Raw genomic sequence first — 19,239 nt, 5'->3', positions numbered from 1 at the left:
AATCACTCTGCAAAATCCAAGGTTAACAATAATCGTTTCTCAGATTTATGAATATGTGGTGAGCGATGCACAATGCCGCTCACCTGACTATCCATCCAACCATCACCTTTCAATAATGCGACATCACCCTGATTCAATTGTTGGATATCCACTTTATCCTGGTATATCCCCGATAAATGATCCGCTAAACCTTGTGCACCGGGCCCCAGTTTTGAACGATCTACAGCTTCCTCTGTTAACCATTCACTCCCCTGCCCATGATAAGTGGTTACCAGTCTGCACGCCAGATGATCAGTATGAAATCTGGGACACATAGTCTCGTGTATCAGACTCAGGCGCAAGCCAACCGAGTTTAACTCAAACAAATCCGCATACATTTCCACTAATTGCCTGACATCATCAACAAACAAATTTCGCTGTGGTTTATCAGGTAATAAACCGGTTAACCAGTCACTGACTTCGTCTGGGGTAATAACCGTACGTAATTGTAGCGCATTGAGTCCTTGAGTTACTTCCGCAATATAATGGTCAAGTGCATTACTTAACTGGCGTTGCCAGACCACCAGATTAATGTGCGGCTCATAAATTGCTGTCATCACTAATGGCGAATCTGCCTTGAGTACATGCTCAAACAATGGGTTTACGGCTAATGCACTCTGATTCATTTTAAGCCGCATCCCATGCTGGAAATGGATCAGGTAACGACTCCCATAATGGTTTACCTGCCAGTAACTCGATATCGCTTAACAGACAATCATCCAGCTGGGCTGTCACGGCTTGGGGATTTAAGTTCTGGCCGATAAACACCAGTTCCTGACGCATATCACCAAACGGTTCCTGCCAATTCTCTTTGATGGTTTGCAGACTTTCGGCATCCTGCGGCCAGCGATTCTCCGGGATGGCTTTCCAGAACATGCCGGCAAATCCATAACGGGCAATGCCACCAGCCTGATTCCATTGGCCAGCAAACTGTGGACGGCTGGCCAACCAGAAATAACCTTTGGAACGAATTAACTTGCCACAAGGCCAGTCCTGATGCAGAAACTCAAAGAATTTCTGTGGATGAAACGGTCGCCTGGCAACATAGGTGAAACTGCTAATGCCATATTCTTCAGTCTCAGGAATATGTTCACCGCGCATTTCTTTAAGCCAACCCGCCGCTTGCTCGGCTTTTTCAAAGCTAAATTTATGTGTTCCCAATACTTTATCCAGTGGGACCTGACCATTTTCGATAGCAATCAACTCTGCTTCGGTATTAAGGCTTTTTAAAATACCTGTTAATTCCGTTAATTGTTCTGTGGTGCATAAATCGGTTTTGCTGATTAATATCACATCGCAGAACTCAACCTGCTCTACCAGCAAATCGGCCACACTACGCATGTCCTCTTCACCCAGACTTTCCACCGTTTCCTGCAGATTTCTGGCCTCATTAAAATCACGCAGAAAATTTATCGCATCGACCACTGTAACCATGGTATCCAGCCGGGCAATCTGTGACAGGCTTTCGCCATCTTCATCGGCAAAAGTAAAGGTTTCAGCAATGGGTAAAGGTTCAGAAATGCCCGTTGATTCGATGACCAGATAGTCAAAACGTTTTTCTTCAGCCAGTCGACGTACTTCAATTAACAGGTCTTCCCGTAAGGTACAGCAGATACAACCGTTGCTCATTTCCACCAGCTTTTCTTCAGCACGGTTAAGTTGCACATCCTGCTGAATTTGCTGAGCATCGATATTGATTTCACTCATATCATTCACTATAACCGCCACCTTCAGACCATCACGGTTATTCAGAATATGATTCAGTACCGTCGTTTTTCCAGCGCCCAGAAAGCCGGACAACACCGTTACCGGCAAACGTTTATCGGGTTTTGTGCTCATAAAGCCCTTCTTTTTGTTCATTAATGGTTTTCACATCAGTGCAATATTCTGCGGTTGGACGAATCAATAATCGTTCAATGCCGATTGGTTCACCGGTTTGCAAACAATAACCATACTCCCCTGAGCGGATTCGCTGACGTGCTGCATCAATTTTAGGAATCAGCTGACGTTTCCGATCAGCGATCCGTAAAGCAATTTGTGACTCTTCTTCCTGTTGTGCCCTGTCCAGTACATCACTGACCTGACTATTACCCAGCATTTGGGTCTTTATTGCTGTAATTTCGTCTAATGTTTCGGTTCTGAGTTGCTGAAGTCGATTGTCAAAAAAGATCAGTTGCTCAGCATTCATGTAATCCGCTTCGTTAGCCGCTAATAAAGCTTTTTCATCCATTTGCATGCTCTCTTTGAGGTAGCAATAATCTTAAAGATAACTTGCGATTCCACAAATGCGCCGTAATCAGCAACAGACCACCGCTTATCGTTATCCAGGCTTCCAGGGATTCCGGCCCTAATAACGCCGACACCATGGTTAAAACCCCCATTACACCAAGCAATAAGGGCCATTGATTTTTATGTACTCTGTAGGAGCCAGGCAAGCTCAATAAAGCCAGTAAAACAACAGGCACCAACATCAGTCGGTGAACCCATTCCGAGCTTAACCATTCTCCCACCAGTCCTGCAGCACCAAAGCCGATTATCATCGGCGTTAACAAGCAATGAACCATGCAGGCTCCGGAACAGGCTATCGCCAAATCATCTTTCATTAAACGCTCCAAATTATGATATATCATATCATTTCAACTTCCCGGCCTGATGTCAAGACTTGTTTATGGCGGGCTTATTCAGACATTCGTCTGATTAGTGAATGCAATTCTGCAAGGGTTGTCTTGAAAGTGGTTTCAAGAGCGTTATAGCCTGCTCGGCTGGCATGAATATCACCCGCCAGGTAACTGGCCAGCAAATCATTCCCCGAGTGAAAAATGTATTGATGATAATGACTGATTTGGTCTAGCGTTGTGTTATCCAGATAATGATGATAACGGGCTTTCTCCAGCCAGATCCCGCAATGAGAATCCGCTAATTGTGTTATCGGCCACTCCGTTTTGATCTCCGGTTCAGCGAACAGTCGTTCCTGAAGCTGATGTATCCAGTGTTTTAAATAAAAATAAAATAAACTCAACCGGGCTTGTTTATGATTCTTCAACAGGCCTGATTGAGCACACCATTGGCTGAAAGGCTGATAAGCACTTAAAAATGTCATCAGCTGCTCAATCGGCATCGGTCTGGCTAACGCGTAGCCTTGAGCCTGGTTACAGCCCATCGCCAATAGCACTTCACCGTGAGCAATAGATTCAACCCCCTCAGCAATCACCTGAATATTAAATGATTGGGCAAGCGCTATGACGCCTTCCACAATTTTGCAGTCTTCGGGTTCTGTCAGCATCCGCCGGACAAAACTTTGATCCACTTTCACCACATCGACCGGCAATACCCGAATATGAGTGAGAGAGGAATAACCTGTACCAAAATCATCCAGCGCGGTGGTAATACCAAACTCCGATTTACAGAACTCGACCACATTGTTGATAAGACTCAGATCACTAAGACGATTACTTTCCAGGATCTCAATCTGAAAACGACTGGTATCCAGTTCGGGGTATTGTTTAATCTGAAACTGCAACCAATCGAAGAAGTCGCTGGTAGACAAGTGATAAGCCGTCAGATTAATACTTAACTGATACTTATGACCAGCTTGCTGCCATTGGGAAAGTTGTTTTATGGCTTTCTGGATAACCCATTGACCAAGGCTGACTTCCAGTTCCGTATCATAAACCTGGTCAATAAATCTATCCGGCGTCAGTAAACCTTTTTCAGGATGTTGCCAGCGAATCAAAGCCTCAAAACCGAAAATATGCCCTGTACTGAGGGTAACTTTAGGTTGAAAAAATAAAACAAACTGATCTTCCTGGATTGCTGTGGCAATTTCACGTAGTTGCTGATTGCGTTCGGTAATCTGCTCTTCTTCACCCGGATCATAGGCGAACAAGGTTGATTTTCCGTCAAGCTTGGCCTTATACATACACTGATCAGCATGACGGATTAAGGTATCCAGACTGCCCTTGTCATCTGGATAAAGTGTATAACCGATGGATGCCGTGATCATCATTGGCACTTCGTTCACAATAAACGGACTGGCAATTGTCGATAATACCCTCTGGATTGTTTGTGATGCGATAGCATCATTTTTGATACCACCAATTATCAAAACAAACTCATCACCGCCATAACGCACAATACAGTCTGTTTCCGCTAATACGGTTTTCACACGATTTGGTACCTGGTCCAGCAGATTATCTGCAACCGCTTTGCCATGAATATCATTGATTGTTTTGAACTCATCCAGATCCATAAAGGCAACTACCAGTTTTTCATTATTCTGATCAGCCATTGAGCTCATCTGACCAAAATCATTTTCCAGCTGGTTTTTGTTGAGGATTTGATGCGAATTACGGTTGAGAATCAGATCAGAAAGGATAGCGCGATATTTTCGGTCAGCAGTCACATCACTGAGATGCACCAGATAAAACAGTTTGTTGAAAGCATGAATACGTTTCACACTCAAACGGGCAATATAGTGCGAACCGTCTTTCCGTTTATTTGACACTTCACCCTGCCAGAAACCGTTGCGATGCAATGATTGCAGGATGGTCTGATTTAAAATTTTATTTTGGCTTTCAGCACTAAGGAATTTGGGATTGCTGCCGATAAGTTCTGATCGTGAATACCCGGTAATGTGTTGAGTCGCTTCATTGATATCAACAATTTTCTGATGTTCATCCGTGATGACAATGCCTTCATGTGCAAACCTGAAAGCATTTTCTAATAATGTGTTTCTCACACTACCTGCCTTGTCCTTAACGTGGATTTTCAGTCATAAGTTTCGTCAGCTGTTTACCCTTTATTCACGGGGATTTCACAGTAATAAGGACTAAACTTTATTTAACTTTATACCACGGTGATAGATACCAGTGGTAATGAAACTACAGATGGTAACTAACTATGTCAATAACAACTGTTTACACTCTTTAATTAATGAGCGCGAGAAAAGGACCTTTTGGCCTCCGACTGCCTGCTGAGCTTATGTCTTGGCTACGTTATGAGGCGACACAACACAACCGGAGCACGACCAGCGAGGCTTTGTTTTTATTACAGAAAAGTCTGGCCCATCGCTTCGATAAAACGGCTGTGCGAGAATTTCTGAAAAAGTGCCCTACAAGCACTAATACCGAAGCCTTTGGTTTACGCATCCCTGATGATCTCAAGATACTATTGCGCGATTTCAGTCAGCAGCATGAGATTAGTCTGAATCTGGAAATCGTTATGCGACTATCCCACAGTTATGATAAGTACCGTCGACATTCAGCCGCCGCAAAAATCAGTCACAACGATTACCGCTCAACATCAGCTAAAGAATTTACGATTACGGATTCTGAACAACGATTGCTGGATTTATTCCGTGGTCTTAATGAAGCGAATAAAAAGGTTATCCTTACCCTTATCAATAACCTTGCTGATAACGATTAACATCAAATTCTGCAGCGTTTAGCTAAACATCTTTGACCCACCATAAATTCCGATTATGATCGCGGCCTTGATTTACTTTTGGCCGCTTTATATATGCAAACCTCAGCACCCTCTCCAATATCTTTTCAGACCAAGCTGGAGAACCTGCGACACAACCGTTTATTTGAAGTTGTCGTTGTCAGTGTCATTTTGTTTTCTGCGATGGTGACAGGTGTAAAAACCTATGAAATCCCTTTTCAGATCCTACGGTTAGTCGACTGGATGGACTACGCAATCACCTTGTTTTTTGTCATGGAAATCAGCGTACGATTTCTGGCCGAACCCAACAAAAGGGATTTTTTCAAAAGCGGCTGGAATGTGTTTGACACGCTTATCGTCGCTGTCAGCCTGATACCGGTTAATGACAGTGAACTGGCCTACGTTGCCCGATTGATTCGTATTTTCCGTGTATTACGGATGGTATCAGTGATTCCGGAATTACGACATTTGCTTAACTCATTACTCAAAGCCTTACCCCAACTGGGTTATGTTGCATTGATGATGTTTATCATCGTTTATATTTTTGCGGCCATCGGTACCACGCTGTTCGCAGACGTCAATGATTTTTTATGGGGCGATATCGCGGTATCCATGCTGACGTTATTCAGGGTTATGACATTTGAAGACTGGACTGATGTCATGTATGAAACCATGGAGGTATACCCTTTCAGCTGGATTTTCTATCTGATATTTATCTTCCTGAATACCTTTGCTTTTCTAAATATGCTGATAGGTATTGTTGTGAATGTAATGGAACAGGAACGTGCTGAAGAGCATGAAGAAGCACATAAAAACGATATGACAATTGAAGACTTATCTATGCAAATTGAAGAGTTGAAACTGTTGATCAAAGCCAAAACCTGATAGCAGCCGACTCATCTTAAACAAACCAGAACTTTCACATCCAGTTCACACCTGCCGATTGATCATATGTACTCCAATCAGGAGTGATGCCGATGTCTGGTCGTAAATTATCTCTGTTGCTGTTTATCACGCTATTAGCAGGATGTCAGTCAATGTCACAACCCATTCGCACGGAAAACTATGTTGATATTAATCGCTTTATGGGCGATTGGTATGTCATCGCCAATATTCCAACCTTTATTGAGAAAGGTGCGCACAACGCTGTTGAAACTTATGAACTAAATGAAGATGGCACTATCGCCACCACCTTTACCTTTAATAAAGACAGTTTCGATGGCGAACAGAAACAGTACCATCCCAAAGGTTTCATTCTGGATGACGAATCAAATGCTGTCTGGGGTATGCAGTTTATCTGGCCAGTCAAAGCCGATTATCGAATCGTTTATCTGAATGAAGATTACACGCAGACGATTGTCGGTCGTGAAAAACGTGATTACGTCTGGATAATGGCCAGAACACCGCAGATTCCCGAACAGGATTACCTGCAGATGCTGCAGTTGCTCGCTGAGCAGGGTTATGACATTTCAGAGATTCAGAAAGTACCCCAGCAATGGCCAGATTAAAAAGCCATTGCCGTGTCATTATTGCGTAATCGCCGCGACCATGGCTTCTTCCGGCAAATCCGGTACACAAAGCTGAATAAAATCATAGGCAAACTGGCGCATGTAGTGCCCTTTTCTGACGGCAATCTTGGTGATGTTTTGTTCAAATAAATGACTGGAATCCAACAACGTTAATTTGATATCACGTTCGGCATCGTAGGCCATAGCCGCGACAATGCCGACACCCAATCCCAATTCAACATAAGATTTAATCACATCCGCATCCAGTGCAGACATCGCAATATCAGCATCAATATGTTGTTTGAGAAAGGCCTTGTCGATAGTGGCGCGTCCGGTAAACCCCTCGTGATAGGTGACGATGGGATACTCTGCAATATCCGCCAAAGTCAGCTTCTGTTGTTTTATCAAAGGATGCTCTTTGGGCACAATCACCGCATGTTGCCAATGGTAATAAGCAAAACTGACTAATTCGGGAATATTCCCCAACGCCTCTGTGGCAATGCCAATATCAGCCTCCCCTTCAATCATCATTTTGACGATCTCATCCGGGCTGCCCTGATGCAGTTTTAAATGTACTTTAGGATAGCGTTGCTTAAACTGGGTAATCACTTCCGGCAACACATATCTCGCCTGCGTATGGGTTGTCGCAATGGTTAATTTGCCGGTATCCTGCTGACTGTAATGCTCCGCCAGGCGTTTGATATTATTCGCATCGAGTAACATGCGTTCAACAATCTTCAACATTTCTTTGCCTGGTTCGGTCAGGCCGGTCAATCGTTTCCCTTTTCTGATGTATAGCTCAACGCCAAGCTCGTCTTCCAAATCTTTAATGTGTTTGGACACACCTGACTGCGAGGTAAACAAATGATTAGCTACCTCTGTCAGGTTGAAATTGCGTCGGACTGTTTCGCGGATAATTCTTAATTGTTGAAAGTTCAAGCGTGATAATCCTTCTGTACGCTATCTCGTTGAAACAGCTTTAATTTTGATGGCACTAATTTAACAATCTGACCTTGTATTAATGATAATTCATGCACCCGTTGAGGACTTAATTCCACCTCAAAATGCTGGCCGTGAGCACTATTGATACCATCCAACTCCACCCGTGAATTAAGACCAAACGACAAAACGCGATTCACCTTGGCAGATAATCCACTGACTTGTTGTGTATCGACGACTATATCCAATTCATGCGGTCGTGCGAAAGCGTAAACTTCTGAACCGGGGCCGTAATTTTCACCTTGGTCATGCAGCACATCATCACCGACATGCAGATGTCCATCGTCTACCCGGCCATGAAACAGGTTTACCGATCCTAAAAAACCATAAACAAACGGCGTTTGCGGATGGTTATACACTTCATCAGGCGTGCCTACCTGCTCAACTTTTCCATGATCCATTAACACCACTCGGTCAGCTACTTCCAGTGCCTCTTCCTGATCGTGGGTCACAAAAATTGAGGTGATGTGTAACTCATCATGTAATTTACGTAACCAACGCCGTAGCTCTTTACGTACTTTGGCATCCAAGGCACCAAATGGCTCATCCAATAATAGAACTCGAGGTTCTACCGCCAATGCTCTAGCCAAAGCAATACGTTGTCGTTGACCTCCAGACAGTTGTGAAGGAAAACGGTCCGCCAGCCAATCCAGTTGCACCAACTCCAGCAAACGATGGACTTTTTCGGCAATCACTTTTTCACTAGGTCTGGATTTACGCGGTTTCATCCGCAAACCAAACGCGACGTTATCAAATACGGTCATGTGTTTGAACAATGCGTAATGCTGAAACACAAAACCCACTTGCCGCTCACGGACATGGGTATCTGAAGCATTTTCACCATCCAGAATAACTGAACCTGAATCTGCCTGTTCAAGACCGGCAATAATTCTCAGTAATGTCGTTTTACCGCAACCTGATGGCCCCAAAAGCGCAACCAGTTCACCTGACGGAAAATTCAACGAAATATCATCAAGTGCTGTAAAACTGCCAAATTGTTTGTGTAAATTTTTAACTTCTATACTCATCTTCGTATCTCTTTTAATTAGTGTGCCGAAGCATTGGTTTCAGCGCGGTGTTCCACCCAGGTCTTTAATACCAACGTGACTAAAGCCAGTAATGCCAGTAATGAAGCCACTGCAAAGGCCGCCGCGAAGTTATATTCGTTATAAAGAATTTCAACGTGTAACGGCATCGTATTGGTCTGGCCTCTAATGTGTCCGGATACCACGGATACCGCACCAAATTCGCCCATCGCTCTGGCATTACACAGAATCACGCCGTATAACAAACCCCATTTGATATTCGGTAACGTCACATACCAGAACGTCTTCCAGCCACTCGCGCCCAATACCACAGCCGCTTCCTCTTCTTCTTTGCCTTGCGCCTGCATCAACGGAATCAACTCACGCGCGATAAACGGAAAGGTTACAAAAATGGTGGCCAGCACAATGCCCGGCACAGCAAAAATAATTTTGATGTCGTTGGCCACCAGCCATTCACCAAACCAGCCATTCACACCAAAAACCAGCACATACACTAAACCCACAATGACAGGTGAAACGGAAAAAGGCAGATCGATAAAAGTAATCAGCAACTGCTTGCCTTTGAATTCAAACTTGGCAATCGCCCAGGCGGCCGCTACACCAAACACCAGGTTTAATGGCACTGCAATCAACGCCGTTATCAAGGTCAATCTGACTGCTGATAAAGCATCCGCATCAGTTAATGCCAGCCAGTAAACACCCGCACCTTTGCGTAATGCCTCTGCAAATACGGCGACCAGGGGCAATACTAAAAACAAGCCAAAAAAAATCAGCGCGATACTAATAATGCTGAATTTGATCCACTTCGATTCCCGCGTTGCTACATTTTTTTCAAATTTTGTCTGGGAAACCCAGGCAGAATGCTTGGAAATGTTATCCACTATTATTGTATGGCTCATTTATCCCTTCCTGTTCGTTTGCCAGCCCAAGATTGCAGGCCGTTAATGACTAGCAACATCACAAATGACACGACCAGCATCACCGCTGCAATCGCCGTGGCACCGGCATAGTCGTATTGTTCCAGTTTGGTAATAATCATCAGCGGCGTGATTTCCGAAACCATCGGGATATTGCCAGCGATGAAAATAACCGAGCCATATTCACCGACCGCACGGGCAAATGCCAGAGCGAACCCTGTCATTAGCGCAGGCAGTAGAATAGGCATCAGCACATAACGAAAAATCTGCCAGCGATTCGCGCCCAGGCTCGAGGCAGCCTCTTCCAGTTCAGTTTCCAGATCCTGCAATACCGGCTGTACCGTCCGAACCACAAACGGCAAACCAATAAACACCAATGCCACCAAAACGCCCAATGGCGCGAAGGCGACTTTTATGCCCAGATAGCCTTGGATAAACTGACCTAACCAGCCATTCGGTGCATATAAAGCGGTTAATGCAATACCGGCAACCGCCGTAGGTAAGGCAAAAGGCAAATCGACCAACGCATCGACAATCTTCTTCCCCGGAAACGAGTAACGAACTAATACCCATGCCAGCATCAGACCAAACACAGTATTAATGGCAGCTGCCGCTAATGACGCACCGAATGAAAGTTTGTAAGAAGCAACGACCCGTGGCGCAGTGACAATCGCCCAAAATTCTGCCCAGGTTAATTGGCTGGTAAAAATAAATACGGCACTTAATGGAATCAGCACAATCAGCGACAGGTAAACCAGGGTGAATCCCATCGACAAACCGAAACCGGGTAAAACAGAAAATGATTTTATTGAGGCCATCAGTCATTTCCTTCATCACGGTTTAACGCACCGCTGGCAAGGATCTGAGTGGCCTGTTTCATGGGGTTGCGTAACATGTCTATTCCTTCTCAAAACGATGTTCGCAAAGTGTAGAGAGGCTTTTTTATGCTGAGAAATAACAAAATATGCAAAGCTTATGCATAGCACTGGATTAGATTTTTTAATTTTAATTTACAATAACTTAGATAAAACAATCGCTTTTTTATCAGTTAAAAAAGTTAATGTTTTGTCTTTAAATATCTCTTTTAGCAACTAAAACAATTTTTGCTGCGCTTTGGCTATTGGTTTTAGATAATAAAAAGCCAGTAGTCCGATAAGAACTACTGGCTGATATCACAAATGCAATAGCTATTTATAGCTAGATTAGATCACTTTAACTTTGTAAAACGTAAGTAAGGTCGCACGGCTTCATATCCCTGAGGGAAACGACTAGCAAGTTCTGCTTCATCTTGCAGAGATAGCACAATCACCACCCGGTCGCCCGGCAGCCAATTACCTGGCGTCGCTACTTTTTCATTATCGGTTAACTGCAGCGAATCAATTACTCGCAACACTTCATTAAAATTCCGTCCGGTACTGGCAGGATAGGTAATGATTAACCTGACCTTTTTCTGTGGATCGATGATAAATAATGATCGTACCGTGAGAGTCGCACTGGCATTGGGGTGAATCATGTCGTAAAGCTCAGATACTTTTCGATCGGCATCGGCCAATATTGGAAAGTTCACCGTGGTATTTTGCGTATCGTTGATATCGTCGATCCATTGGTGATGCTTATCCACTGGATCAACCGATAACGCCAACGCCTTGACATTTCTCGAGTCAAACTCGGCTTTTAACTTGGAGGTCAAACCAAGTTCTGTTGTACACACTGGGGTAAAATCGGCTGGGTGTGAAAATAACACGCCCCAGCTGTTTCCTAACCAATGATGAAAATGAATACGCCCTTCTGTTGAATCTTGTTCAAAGTCAGGGGCTTCATCACCCAATCGAATTGACATGTTAATTCTCCATTATCCAAGCCTGCATATCAGGCGTATTGTAAAAATGCACTTTGCTGCGTTGTTAAACCGATTGTTGAATATGTTTTAGGTATAAGACGTTTACGAGAGCTGTTCCAGCTACTTAATTGAAAGACCTCATCACCAGGTAAGGGTTCAATAGCTTCCAGCATGGCTGAAACAAAGTCTTTAATTAACGGCCATTCGCCATAACCGGACTCACTATTTATATGTCCGGCGTTTCCTGCATTGTAAAAGGCCAATCCCCAATCGCGACTCAGTTGATCAGCCTGAACAACTGACATCCATGGGTCATTTTTACTGGCCACTAGTACTCCTAAGGTATTTAGACGTTGGTCAGGTAATGCGCCAGCTATGGTTTGTAAATTCTGTTGGTTTTCGGTGATCGGTCCATAAAGCGAAAAGCGCTGTGGTGCGGCTGGAGCGACTAAAATAACACCTGCCACTTTCTCGGGACGCCAGGAAGCAATCAATGCACTCACCAGGCAACCAAAACTGTGAGCGACTAAAATCACTTGCCCCGGCATAGTATCAAGCTGTTTCTCAAGCGCTTCTGCCCAGGGATAAATTCGTGGTGATTTCCAGTTCACACCCGTCAGCCGTTCGCTGTCAGGAAATTGTTGCTCCAGCCATGTCTGCCAGTGATTTTCATCACTGCCATGGTACCCTGGCACAGTTAAGATTTTGGTTTTCATTGATCTTCTCCTCGGCTTTGTTTTTATATTTTGCTAAAACTTGCCAGAGCAACTTCAGTGGATTTAAACAAAGCAATGACTTCAAACCCTGGCTTTAGACCCAGGTCATCAATAGAACTCGTTGTCACCACCGAGGTAATCACACCCGCACCGGTATCCACTTCAACTTCACTGACCACATCACCGCGTTTTATTCGCTTGATAATGCCTTTAAATTGATTTCGACTGTTTATCGCTTTAATTGTCATGATAATTTCCTTTACTTTTTAAGGTCCGGCCTGAACCATTTCAGGCCGGATTTACTGATTTTATTATTGAACAGAATAGATACTGTCAAACACACCGCCATCGTTAAAATGAGTCTTTTGGGCGTTTTGCCAACCCCCAAATGCTTCATCAATTGTGAAGATTTTCACTTGTGGAAAGCGAGCAATATCCTGCGGATCAGCATGCTCTGGAGAAAAGGGGCGGTAATAATGTTTGGCTGCCAAAGCCTGGCCGACCGGTGAATACAAATACTCCAGATAGCCCTTAGCCACTTGTTGTGTTCCGTTTTTTTCAGCATTACCATCGACAACTGTCACTGGTGGCTCTGCCAAAATTGAAACCGAGGGAACAATGATTTCAAACTGATCTTTGCCCAATTCGTTTATCGCTAGAAATGCTTCGTTCTCCCAGGAAATAAACACATCACCAATTCCACGCTGCACAAAGGTGTTAGTTGAACCACGTGCTCCAGAGTCCAAAACGGGGACGTTTTTATAGATTTTGCTGACAAACTCTTCGGCTTTTTCTGCACTGCCATACTTTTGTTCAGCAAAGCCCCATGCCGCCAGATAGTTCCAACGTGCGCCACCTGATGTTTTCGGGTTAGGTGTGATAACTTCCACGCCCTCTTTGACCAAGTCATCCCAATCTTTGATGTTTTTCGGGTTGCCAGAACGCACCAGAAAAACGATGGTAGAAGTATACGGCGCACTATTATTTTCGAGACGTGACTGCCAATCCGCTGGAATTTTGCCGGTTCTTTCGGCAATGGCATCAATGTCATAGGCTAATGCCAAGGTAACAACATCGGCTTCCAGGCCATCAATAACGGCCCGCGCCTGTTTGCCTGCACCACCATGAGATTGTTGTATCTTAACGTTGTCACCGGTTTTTTCTTTCCAATACTTAGCAAAAATTGGGTTGTACTCTTGATACAGCTCACGAGTCGGATCATAAGAAACATTGAGGATTTCAATATCCTTTGCCAGTGTGTTTGCCGAAAATATTGCCAGGCTCAATGCCAAAGGCAGGGTTTTCAATACTGTTTTAAATTTCATTTTTTTCTCCAAAAAGTTACGTGATTAAGATTTAAGTTTTAAAAGTCGACCTGGGCCCGTACGGCAAAAATATCGCCATCGAGATCATCATTGGCATTGCCTGGGCGATCTACGTCCAGTACCTTGACGTAGTTGGCGGCAAACCGAATATTGTCAGTTGCATACCAGTTGACACCTAAAGTGGCATTGTCCAGTTCTCCACCTGTTAACGTGTCATCATTTAAATCCAGCGTACTGTAGCGAGCAGCGACCTCCCAGGCTCCGTAGCCGCCTTTGCCCACTGGCGATTTAGGTTTAGTGCGATCAAAGATGCCATTTTTGTAAGCACGTGATTCGCCGGTCAGGAAATAACTGGCGTAGGCGTACCAGCCATCAAAATCCAGGTCAGACGCACCATCTCGTTTCAGCTTGGTTTGAATGAATTCACTTTGTACGGAAAAAGGTCCATAAACAGTGGCAAACTCAAGCCCATAAGACTGTGAATCATCAACCCCGGCAATATTGCCGGTATCCACTAAACGGGCACCATCCAGGCGTACTTCAGGCCGCTCGCGAAAACGAACACTGCCATCAGTATCCTGTGCCCAGTTCTGACGTGCCGCCAAACCAAGGTGAATAAAGCCGTTGTCGGTTTTAACCGGTGTCGCGGTCAGACGACCAATCAGATTCCAGCCTTCATCTGAATCATTATTGGAGTTATCTTCACTTTCTTCTGCCGGACCGCCAAACCCACCCACGGCAAACGTCCAGTTATCGCTTGCGGTATCAAAACCGACACCGATACGCCTGTCAGGGGTAAACACATGGTTGAGGCCGCGTTCGAGGAAAGTACTATTGAGGCTGCTGGTCAGATGCTCAAGGCCAAATGGCGCCTTGAACTGACCAACGGTGATATTGCCAATATTGAGCCCGGTATATTTGAAGTAGGCATCTCTGACACCGCGTGTTGAACTACTGCCATTGGGACGGGCAAAGTCGTATTGAAAGCGATAGTCCCAATCTTTGTAGACGGTACCACGTAAATCGACAAACAAACGTCGAAAATCAGTACCATCACCACTTGGGATTTCACTATCATAAAAAGCAGCATCAGCTTGGATACGGCCACCAATTTGTGCATTGAAATCACCATCAGCCGACTCAAATGACAGACTTCGTCCATTAGTTTTGGTGATTACTGCATTTTTAGTTACTGCTTTAGTAGCTTGAATATCTTCTTGTTGTTGGTTAAGTTGTACATTTTGCTGCTCAAGTTTTTCCAGCAGCAAATTCACTTGCTGTTCGAGCTTTTCGATGCGCGCATCGGCATCATTATCAGCCGCCTGTGCCGCTAACGGCGAGATGCTTATCAATCCGGCCAGCAGCAAATGCTGTGTTAAAGGTTTAAGTTTGAATGACACTGTCTATCTCCTGTTTTTGTGAAGTGCAGGCAGATAGTAGAAAGACAGGGTTATAAAGCGAACCAAGTAAAAAAGGATTGTTTATTCATTATCTTGTTAAGCAAGTAAAATTGAGCATTCAGCTATGATTTTATCTGTTAAAAAAAACAGTGCAGATACTTTTTCAGCAAGCTTTTCAGCTTCGGTGAATTTGATTGGGCGCTAGCAAATAAAAAATGCAGATGATTTTTCTCCTTTCATACAAGTGGATAATGACCTTTAAGTTTTGTTTCCAACTAAGCAGTGCCATTTTCCATATAGCTTTTAAATATATGTATATTCCCTCTTATTAATTCCACTTATTTATAAACCTGTCATTATTAGCACTTTGAAAAATAGCTTGAGGTAGAAAATGGGTTGGCAAGGCTGGTTTACCATAGCCGTTACTTTATCGGTCTTACTGGTGCTGACATTTAGCCGAGTGAGACCTCATATCGCCATGATAACGGCGATGACAGTGTTGTTAGCCACCGGTATTCTCAATGGTCCACAGGCATTGGCAGGATTCAGTAATGCAGGTTTGATTACGGTTGCCGCCATGTTTATTGTTGCCGCCGGTTTGCATGCTTCAGGGGGCGTGGATATTTTTGTGAAATCCTTGTTAGGCTCGCCAAAATCTATTCGTGGCTCTTATCTGAGAATGTTTACCCCGGTCGTTTTTCTCAGTGCATTTTTAAATAACACGCCTGTGGTTGCCACCATGGTTCCGGGTCTGCTCGCCTGGTGTAAACGGATAAACATCAATCCATCAAAACTCATGATTCCTTTGAGTTATACGGCTATTCTGGGCGGAACACTCACGTTAATTGGAACCAGTACCAATTTGGTCTTAAACGGTCAGTATCAATCGTTAACCGGTGAAGCCGGTTTCTCTATTTTTTCGATCACGATTATAGGGTTGCCTGTCGCTATCTGCGGCTTGATTTTTATGTGGTTGTTTTTTCCTAAATGGTTGCCGGATATTGGAAAAAGTCATGCATTCGAAAATGTACGGGAGTTCACCCTGGAAGTGATGGTCGAGGCCAATGGGCCATTGGTTGGGCAAAGTATTCAACAAGCGGGCTTACGTGAACAGAAAAGTGTTTATCTGGTGGAAATTGAACGTAATGGAACAGTATTAACGGCGGTCACACCTGAACAGCGTCTGCAAGGTGGTGATCGTCTGGTATTTGCCGGAGATACTCAGGGCATTACTGATTTGTTGCGGATTAGAGGTATTGTCGCCTCAACCTCTGATGCAGAAAGCACAGTCCTTTCTGCAGATCGTCCTGAACGTAGTCTGGTAGAAGCTGTTGTTTCACCGCACTGTGCGGCTATTGGCGAAACCATTCGTGAAGCAAAATTCCGTCAACGATATGGTGCTGTCATTATGGCTGTCGCCAGAAATGGTGAACGTATCGTGGGCAATTTGAGCAATATTGTTTTAAAAGCGGGTGACTCGCTATTATTGGAAGCCAGACCCGCTTTTGTCAGCCGACAACGTTACAACAAAGACTTTTTATTGATTAATGATTTGGGTAAAGAATCACCCAATCACGATAAAGCGGTTCTTGCCTGGGTGATTTTGATAGGCTTGGTGGCTGCTGCAGGATTCGGTTTTATTGATATGCTCCACGCCTCGTTGATCGGTGCAACACTAATGATATTAACGGGTTGTTGCTCCGTTAGTCAGGCGGAACGCAGTCTGGATTTAACGGTTATTTTAACCATTGCTGCATCGTTTGCTTTGGGTGTGGCATTACAACAGACCGGCGTCGCAGACTATTTGGCTACAGGCATTGTTTCGGTCAGTCAGAATCAACCCTGGTTGATGTTGATAATGACTTATATTGCCGTTTCAGTGCTGACCGAGTTGATCACCAATAATGCAGCGGCCGTGTTAATGTTACCCATCGTGCTTGAGCTTACTGAAAAGGCAGGATTGCATAATGAGCCATTTGTTTTTGCCATAATGATGGCGGCCTCAGCTAGTTTTGCAACGCCGTTGGGTTACCAAACCAATTTGATGGTATACGGTCCGGGCGGCTATCATTTCCGTGACTTTTTAAAAGTGGGTATACCAATGAATTTATTTATTGGTGCAGTAACGCTTGCAGTAATAATGCTGATCTGGCCACTGAACTGACATTATGCAGATGGTTAACGTACAAATTCAGCTTGCTTGTCAGATAGATATTCCGGACCTTGTTTCGCTATTAAACCACTGTGCCAGAGATATGCATCAGCAAGGTATGTCGCATTGGCTGAATGTTTATGATGAGCAATCCGTCAAACAAAATCTGCTGCAAAAAACAGTCTATGTTCTCAAACAAAAATCACAGCTCATTGGTTGTGTGGCATTGGGCGTTCAACCAGCCAGTTATTACACTGACTGCTGGCCACAGGCACCTGATGCTGATTTTTATCTCACCCAACTGGCAATCCACCCACAGCATCAACAATCTGGTTACGGACGATTTTTGCTGCAGTACTGTCTCGAACTGACTGAAGGGCGAACACTGCAGTTAGATGCAGTAGCACATTACCCCGAGCTGCTGAAATTTTATCGGCAATCAGGTTTTAAACAGATTGCCGAAGGTATTGGTCTCGGTGATCGTCGGTATCTGTTTGAGTATGGTGATTTAACCCAATAACGTATCTAATAACATGATGGCAAACAATCCCCCCATCAGCCCCATTGTGGCCTTGGTCTGATGACCATTACGATGCGTTTCCGGTATGACTTCATGAGAAACAACAAATATCATCGCTCCGGCTGCAATACCTAATCCCAGAGGGTAAGAAACTGGCAAACCACTTGATAGAAAAATCCCCATCACTGCTCCCACCGGCTCTACCAATCCAGTTGCGGCAGCAATTGTTACGGCTTTGCCAGCTGAAATATTGATACGTCTCAGCGCTAATACAACGGCCAGTCCTTCAGGAATATTCTGCAACGCGATTGCAGCTGTCAGTGGAATCCCGACAGCCAGATTTCCATCTGTATACCCGACACCAATTGCCATGCCTTCAGGAAAGTTATGCAGCGCAATAGCCAAAACAAACAGGCTTACCCGTCCCACTTGTTGATGTCCCGCTCCACATGGACCGGAGTGCTGATGTTCATGCGGCAAATAATAGTCCAGCCCTAACATCAACAACACGCCCCCCATCATACCCACAATAACAATAACCACACCGCTGAGAGCATGGCCGGTTAATGCAGTTCCAACGTCTATACCAGGCAGAATAAGTGAGAAAAAGCTTGCTCCCAGCATCATGCCGGCAGCCATGCCCAACATCGTATCTTCCGTTACCGTGGGAAGTTTTTTAACAATTAATCCGGGTGCGGCTCCCATTGCCGTTGAAAGCGCTCCCACACCACCGCCAATCAATGCCCATTTCAGGAAAAGCGGATCAACACTGGTATGTGTGCTCAGAAAATTCATGAGCAGCATGCCGACAATCGCCATTAGCGTTAACAGGATGAACGCTGACATAATGGGACGACTATTGAATTGTTCACGCCAACTGATAAGAAGTGCAGAAAAAGTTTGCTTTATTGCCTGTTGCATCCGGATTTTCCAAAAAGACTGGCCATAGGTTTATCACACTCAATACCTTTAAGATATTGAACTAATCCATCCCCATATATTCATAACGATAATAAACAATTTTGGAGTATGACGATGCAAGCTTTACAGGAACAATCTGTTATGTGTCCTTACTGTGGTGAAATTATTGAAGTTTTACTCGATGCCAGTGTGAATTTTCAGGAATATATTGAAGATTGTTTTGTCTGCTGCCGGCCAATACAGTTTTCGGTTTATGTGAACGATGACGGTTCATTTCATGTTGATGCTGTTGATGAAAATGCGTGAGATTAAAGCGTTTTACTGGAGCTAATTGTGTAAATGAAATGTCTCATTTCTGAAGCCTCAACTATATGACCAGGTTGCAAGATTAGGGATTGCTAAGTAATGTTTTTT

At 44.3% G+C, this 19,239-nt stretch carries 21 protein-coding genes; 6 read left to right on the top strand and 15 right to left on the bottom strand.

What is annotated here, in order from left to right; genetic code table 11:
- Positions 1 to 2 precede the first annotated feature (2 nt).
- The 5 genes from B2W60_RS08310 to B2W60_RS08290 all read right to left on the bottom strand — a co-directional run bounded on the left by B2W60_RS08310 (position 3) and on the right by B2W60_RS08290 (position 4,777).
- Positions 3 to 665, bottom strand: coding sequence for a DUF1826 domain-containing protein (locus B2W60_RS08310; RefSeq protein ID WP_292359796.1), 663 nt, complete (start codon positions 663 to 665; stop codon positions 3 to 5).
- Position 666: 1 nt separating this feature from the next.
- Entirely contained in the window at positions 667 to 1,878 is a 1,212-nt protein-coding gene (zigA, locus tag B2W60_RS08305) for a zinc metallochaperone GTPase ZigA (protein WP_292359797.1), read from the bottom strand.
- A complete protein-coding gene (locus tag B2W60_RS08300; RefSeq protein WP_292359799.1) occupies positions 1,859 to 2,269 on the bottom strand; it encodes a TraR/DksA family transcriptional regulator in 411 nt (136 codons plus the stop codon). The genes zigA and B2W60_RS08300 overlap by 20 nt, the downstream gene beginning before the upstream one ends.
- Positions 2,262 to 2,642, bottom strand: coding sequence for a MerC domain-containing protein (locus B2W60_RS08295; RefSeq protein WP_292359800.1), 381 nt, complete (start codon positions 2,640 to 2,642; stop codon positions 2,262 to 2,264). Before B2W60_RS08295 ends, B2W60_RS08300 begins: the two co-directional genes overlap by 8 nt.
- A 74-nt stretch (positions 2,643 to 2,716) precedes the next feature.
- A complete protein-coding gene (locus B2W60_RS08290) occupies positions 2,717 to 4,777 on the bottom strand; it encodes a sensor domain-containing protein (protein WP_292359802.1) in 2,061 nt (686 codons plus the stop codon).
- Positions 4,778 to 4,971: 194 nt separating this feature from the next.
- On the opposite strand from B2W60_RS08290, the gene B2W60_RS08285 reads away from it, so the two are divergent.
- From B2W60_RS08285 to B2W60_RS08275, 3 genes are all read left to right on the top strand, one after another.
- Complete coding sequence (locus B2W60_RS08285; protein ID WP_292359804.1) at positions 4,972 to 5,463, top strand: Arc family DNA-binding protein; 492 nt, start codon at positions 4,972 to 4,974, stop codon at positions 5,461 to 5,463.
- 93 nt (positions 5,464 to 5,556) lie between these two features.
- The gene (locus B2W60_RS08280) at positions 5,557 to 6,366 is read left to right on the top strand and encodes an ion transporter (protein WP_292359806.1); all 810 of its coding nucleotides are present in this window, start codon (positions 5,557 to 5,559) and stop codon (positions 6,364 to 6,366) included.
- Between the two features lie 92 nt (positions 6,367 to 6,458).
- A complete protein-coding gene (locus tag B2W60_RS08275) occupies positions 6,459 to 6,989 on the top strand; it encodes a lipocalin family protein (RefSeq protein WP_292359808.1) in 531 nt (176 codons plus the stop codon).
- An 18-nt stretch (positions 6,990 to 7,007) separates the two neighbouring features.
- On the opposite strand, the gene B2W60_RS08270 is transcribed toward B2W60_RS08275, so the two are convergent.
- The 9 genes from B2W60_RS08270 to B2W60_RS08230 all read right to left on the bottom strand — a co-directional run bounded on the left by B2W60_RS08270 (position 7,008) and on the right by B2W60_RS08230 (position 15,232).
- Positions 7,008 to 7,928, bottom strand: coding sequence for a CysB family HTH-type transcriptional regulator (locus B2W60_RS08270; protein ID WP_292359810.1), 921 nt, complete (start codon positions 7,926 to 7,928; stop codon positions 7,008 to 7,010).
- Positions 7,925 to 9,016 carry a sulfate/molybdate ABC transporter ATP-binding protein gene (locus B2W60_RS08265; RefSeq protein WP_292359812.1) on the bottom strand — a complete coding sequence of 364 codons (1,092 nt, stop codon included), beginning with the start codon at positions 9,014 to 9,016 and terminating at the stop codon, positions 7,925 to 7,927. Before B2W60_RS08265 ends, B2W60_RS08270 begins: the two co-directional genes overlap by 4 nt.
- 17 nt (positions 9,017 to 9,033) lie before the next feature.
- Positions 9,034 to 9,933 (bottom strand): sulfate ABC transporter permease subunit CysW, encoded by a 900-nt coding sequence (gene cysW, locus B2W60_RS08260; protein WP_292359814.1) that lies wholly within the window; start codon positions 9,931 to 9,933, stop codon positions 9,034 to 9,036.
- Entirely contained in the window at positions 9,930 to 10,769 is an 840-nt protein-coding gene (gene cysT, locus B2W60_RS08255) for a sulfate ABC transporter permease subunit CysT (RefSeq protein WP_292359816.1), read from the bottom strand. Before cysT ends, cysW begins: the two co-directional genes overlap by 4 nt.
- A gap of 389 nt (positions 10,770 to 11,158) precedes the next feature.
- The gene (locus B2W60_RS08250) at positions 11,159 to 11,791 is read right to left on the bottom strand and encodes a peroxiredoxin (protein ID WP_292359818.1); all 633 of its coding nucleotides are present in this window, start codon (positions 11,789 to 11,791) and stop codon (positions 11,159 to 11,161) included.
- A 29-nt stretch (positions 11,792 to 11,820) separates the two neighbouring features.
- Complete coding sequence (locus B2W60_RS08245; RefSeq protein ID WP_292359820.1) at positions 11,821 to 12,507, bottom strand: RBBP9/YdeN family alpha/beta hydrolase; 687 nt, start codon at positions 12,505 to 12,507, stop codon at positions 11,821 to 11,823.
- Positions 12,508 to 12,530: 23 nt separating this feature from the next.
- A complete protein-coding gene (locus B2W60_RS08240; RefSeq protein ID WP_292359822.1) occupies positions 12,531 to 12,755 on the bottom strand; it encodes a TOBE domain-containing protein in 225 nt (74 codons plus the stop codon).
- A gap of 63 nt (positions 12,756 to 12,818) precedes the next feature.
- A complete protein-coding gene (locus tag B2W60_RS08235; RefSeq protein ID WP_292359824.1) occupies positions 12,819 to 13,832 on the bottom strand; it encodes a sulfate ABC transporter substrate-binding protein in 1,014 nt (337 codons plus the stop codon).
- A gap of 38 nt (positions 13,833 to 13,870) precedes the next feature.
- Positions 13,871 to 15,232, bottom strand: a complete 1,362-nt coding sequence (locus B2W60_RS08230; protein WP_292359826.1) for an OprO/OprP family phosphate-selective porin — start codon at positions 15,230 to 15,232, stop codon at positions 13,871 to 13,873.
- Positions 15,233 to 15,623: 391 nt separating this feature from the next.
- On the opposite strand from B2W60_RS08230, the gene B2W60_RS08225 reads away from it, so the two are divergent.
- Positions 15,624 to 17,396 (top strand): SLC13 family permease, encoded by a 1,773-nt coding sequence (locus B2W60_RS08225; RefSeq protein WP_292359828.1) that lies wholly within the window; start codon positions 15,624 to 15,626, stop codon positions 17,394 to 17,396.
- A gap of 10 nt (positions 17,397 to 17,406) precedes the next feature.
- Positions 17,407 to 17,904 carry a GNAT family N-acetyltransferase gene (locus B2W60_RS08220; protein WP_292359829.1) on the top strand — a complete coding sequence of 166 codons (498 nt, stop codon included), beginning with the start codon at positions 17,407 to 17,409 and terminating at the stop codon, positions 17,902 to 17,904.
- Here the strand turns inward: B2W60_RS08220 and B2W60_RS08215 are convergent.
- Positions 17,893 to 18,825 carry a ZIP family metal transporter gene (locus B2W60_RS08215; protein ID WP_292359831.1) on the bottom strand — a complete coding sequence of 311 codons (933 nt, stop codon included), beginning with the start codon at positions 18,823 to 18,825 and terminating at the stop codon, positions 17,893 to 17,895. The two genes, B2W60_RS08220 and B2W60_RS08215, sit on opposite strands and share 12 nt — an antisense overlap.
- Before the next feature lie 114 nt (positions 18,826 to 18,939).
- Between B2W60_RS08215 and B2W60_RS08210 the strand changes: the two genes are divergently transcribed.
- Positions 18,940 to 19,131, top strand: coding sequence for a CPXCG motif-containing cysteine-rich protein (locus tag B2W60_RS08210; protein WP_292359832.1), 192 nt, complete (start codon positions 18,940 to 18,942; stop codon positions 19,129 to 19,131).
- Positions 19,132 to 19,239: the final 108 nt, after the last annotated feature.

Origin of the sequence: Methylophaga sp. UBA2496 (assembly GCF_002341635.1) — a bacterium.
Classification (GTDB): domain Bacteria; phylum Pseudomonadota; class Gammaproteobacteria; order Nitrosococcales; family Methylophagaceae; genus Methylophaga.
The sequence above is the reverse complement of the archived record's forward strand: the minus strand, read 5'-3'. Positions and strand labels throughout refer to the sequence as shown.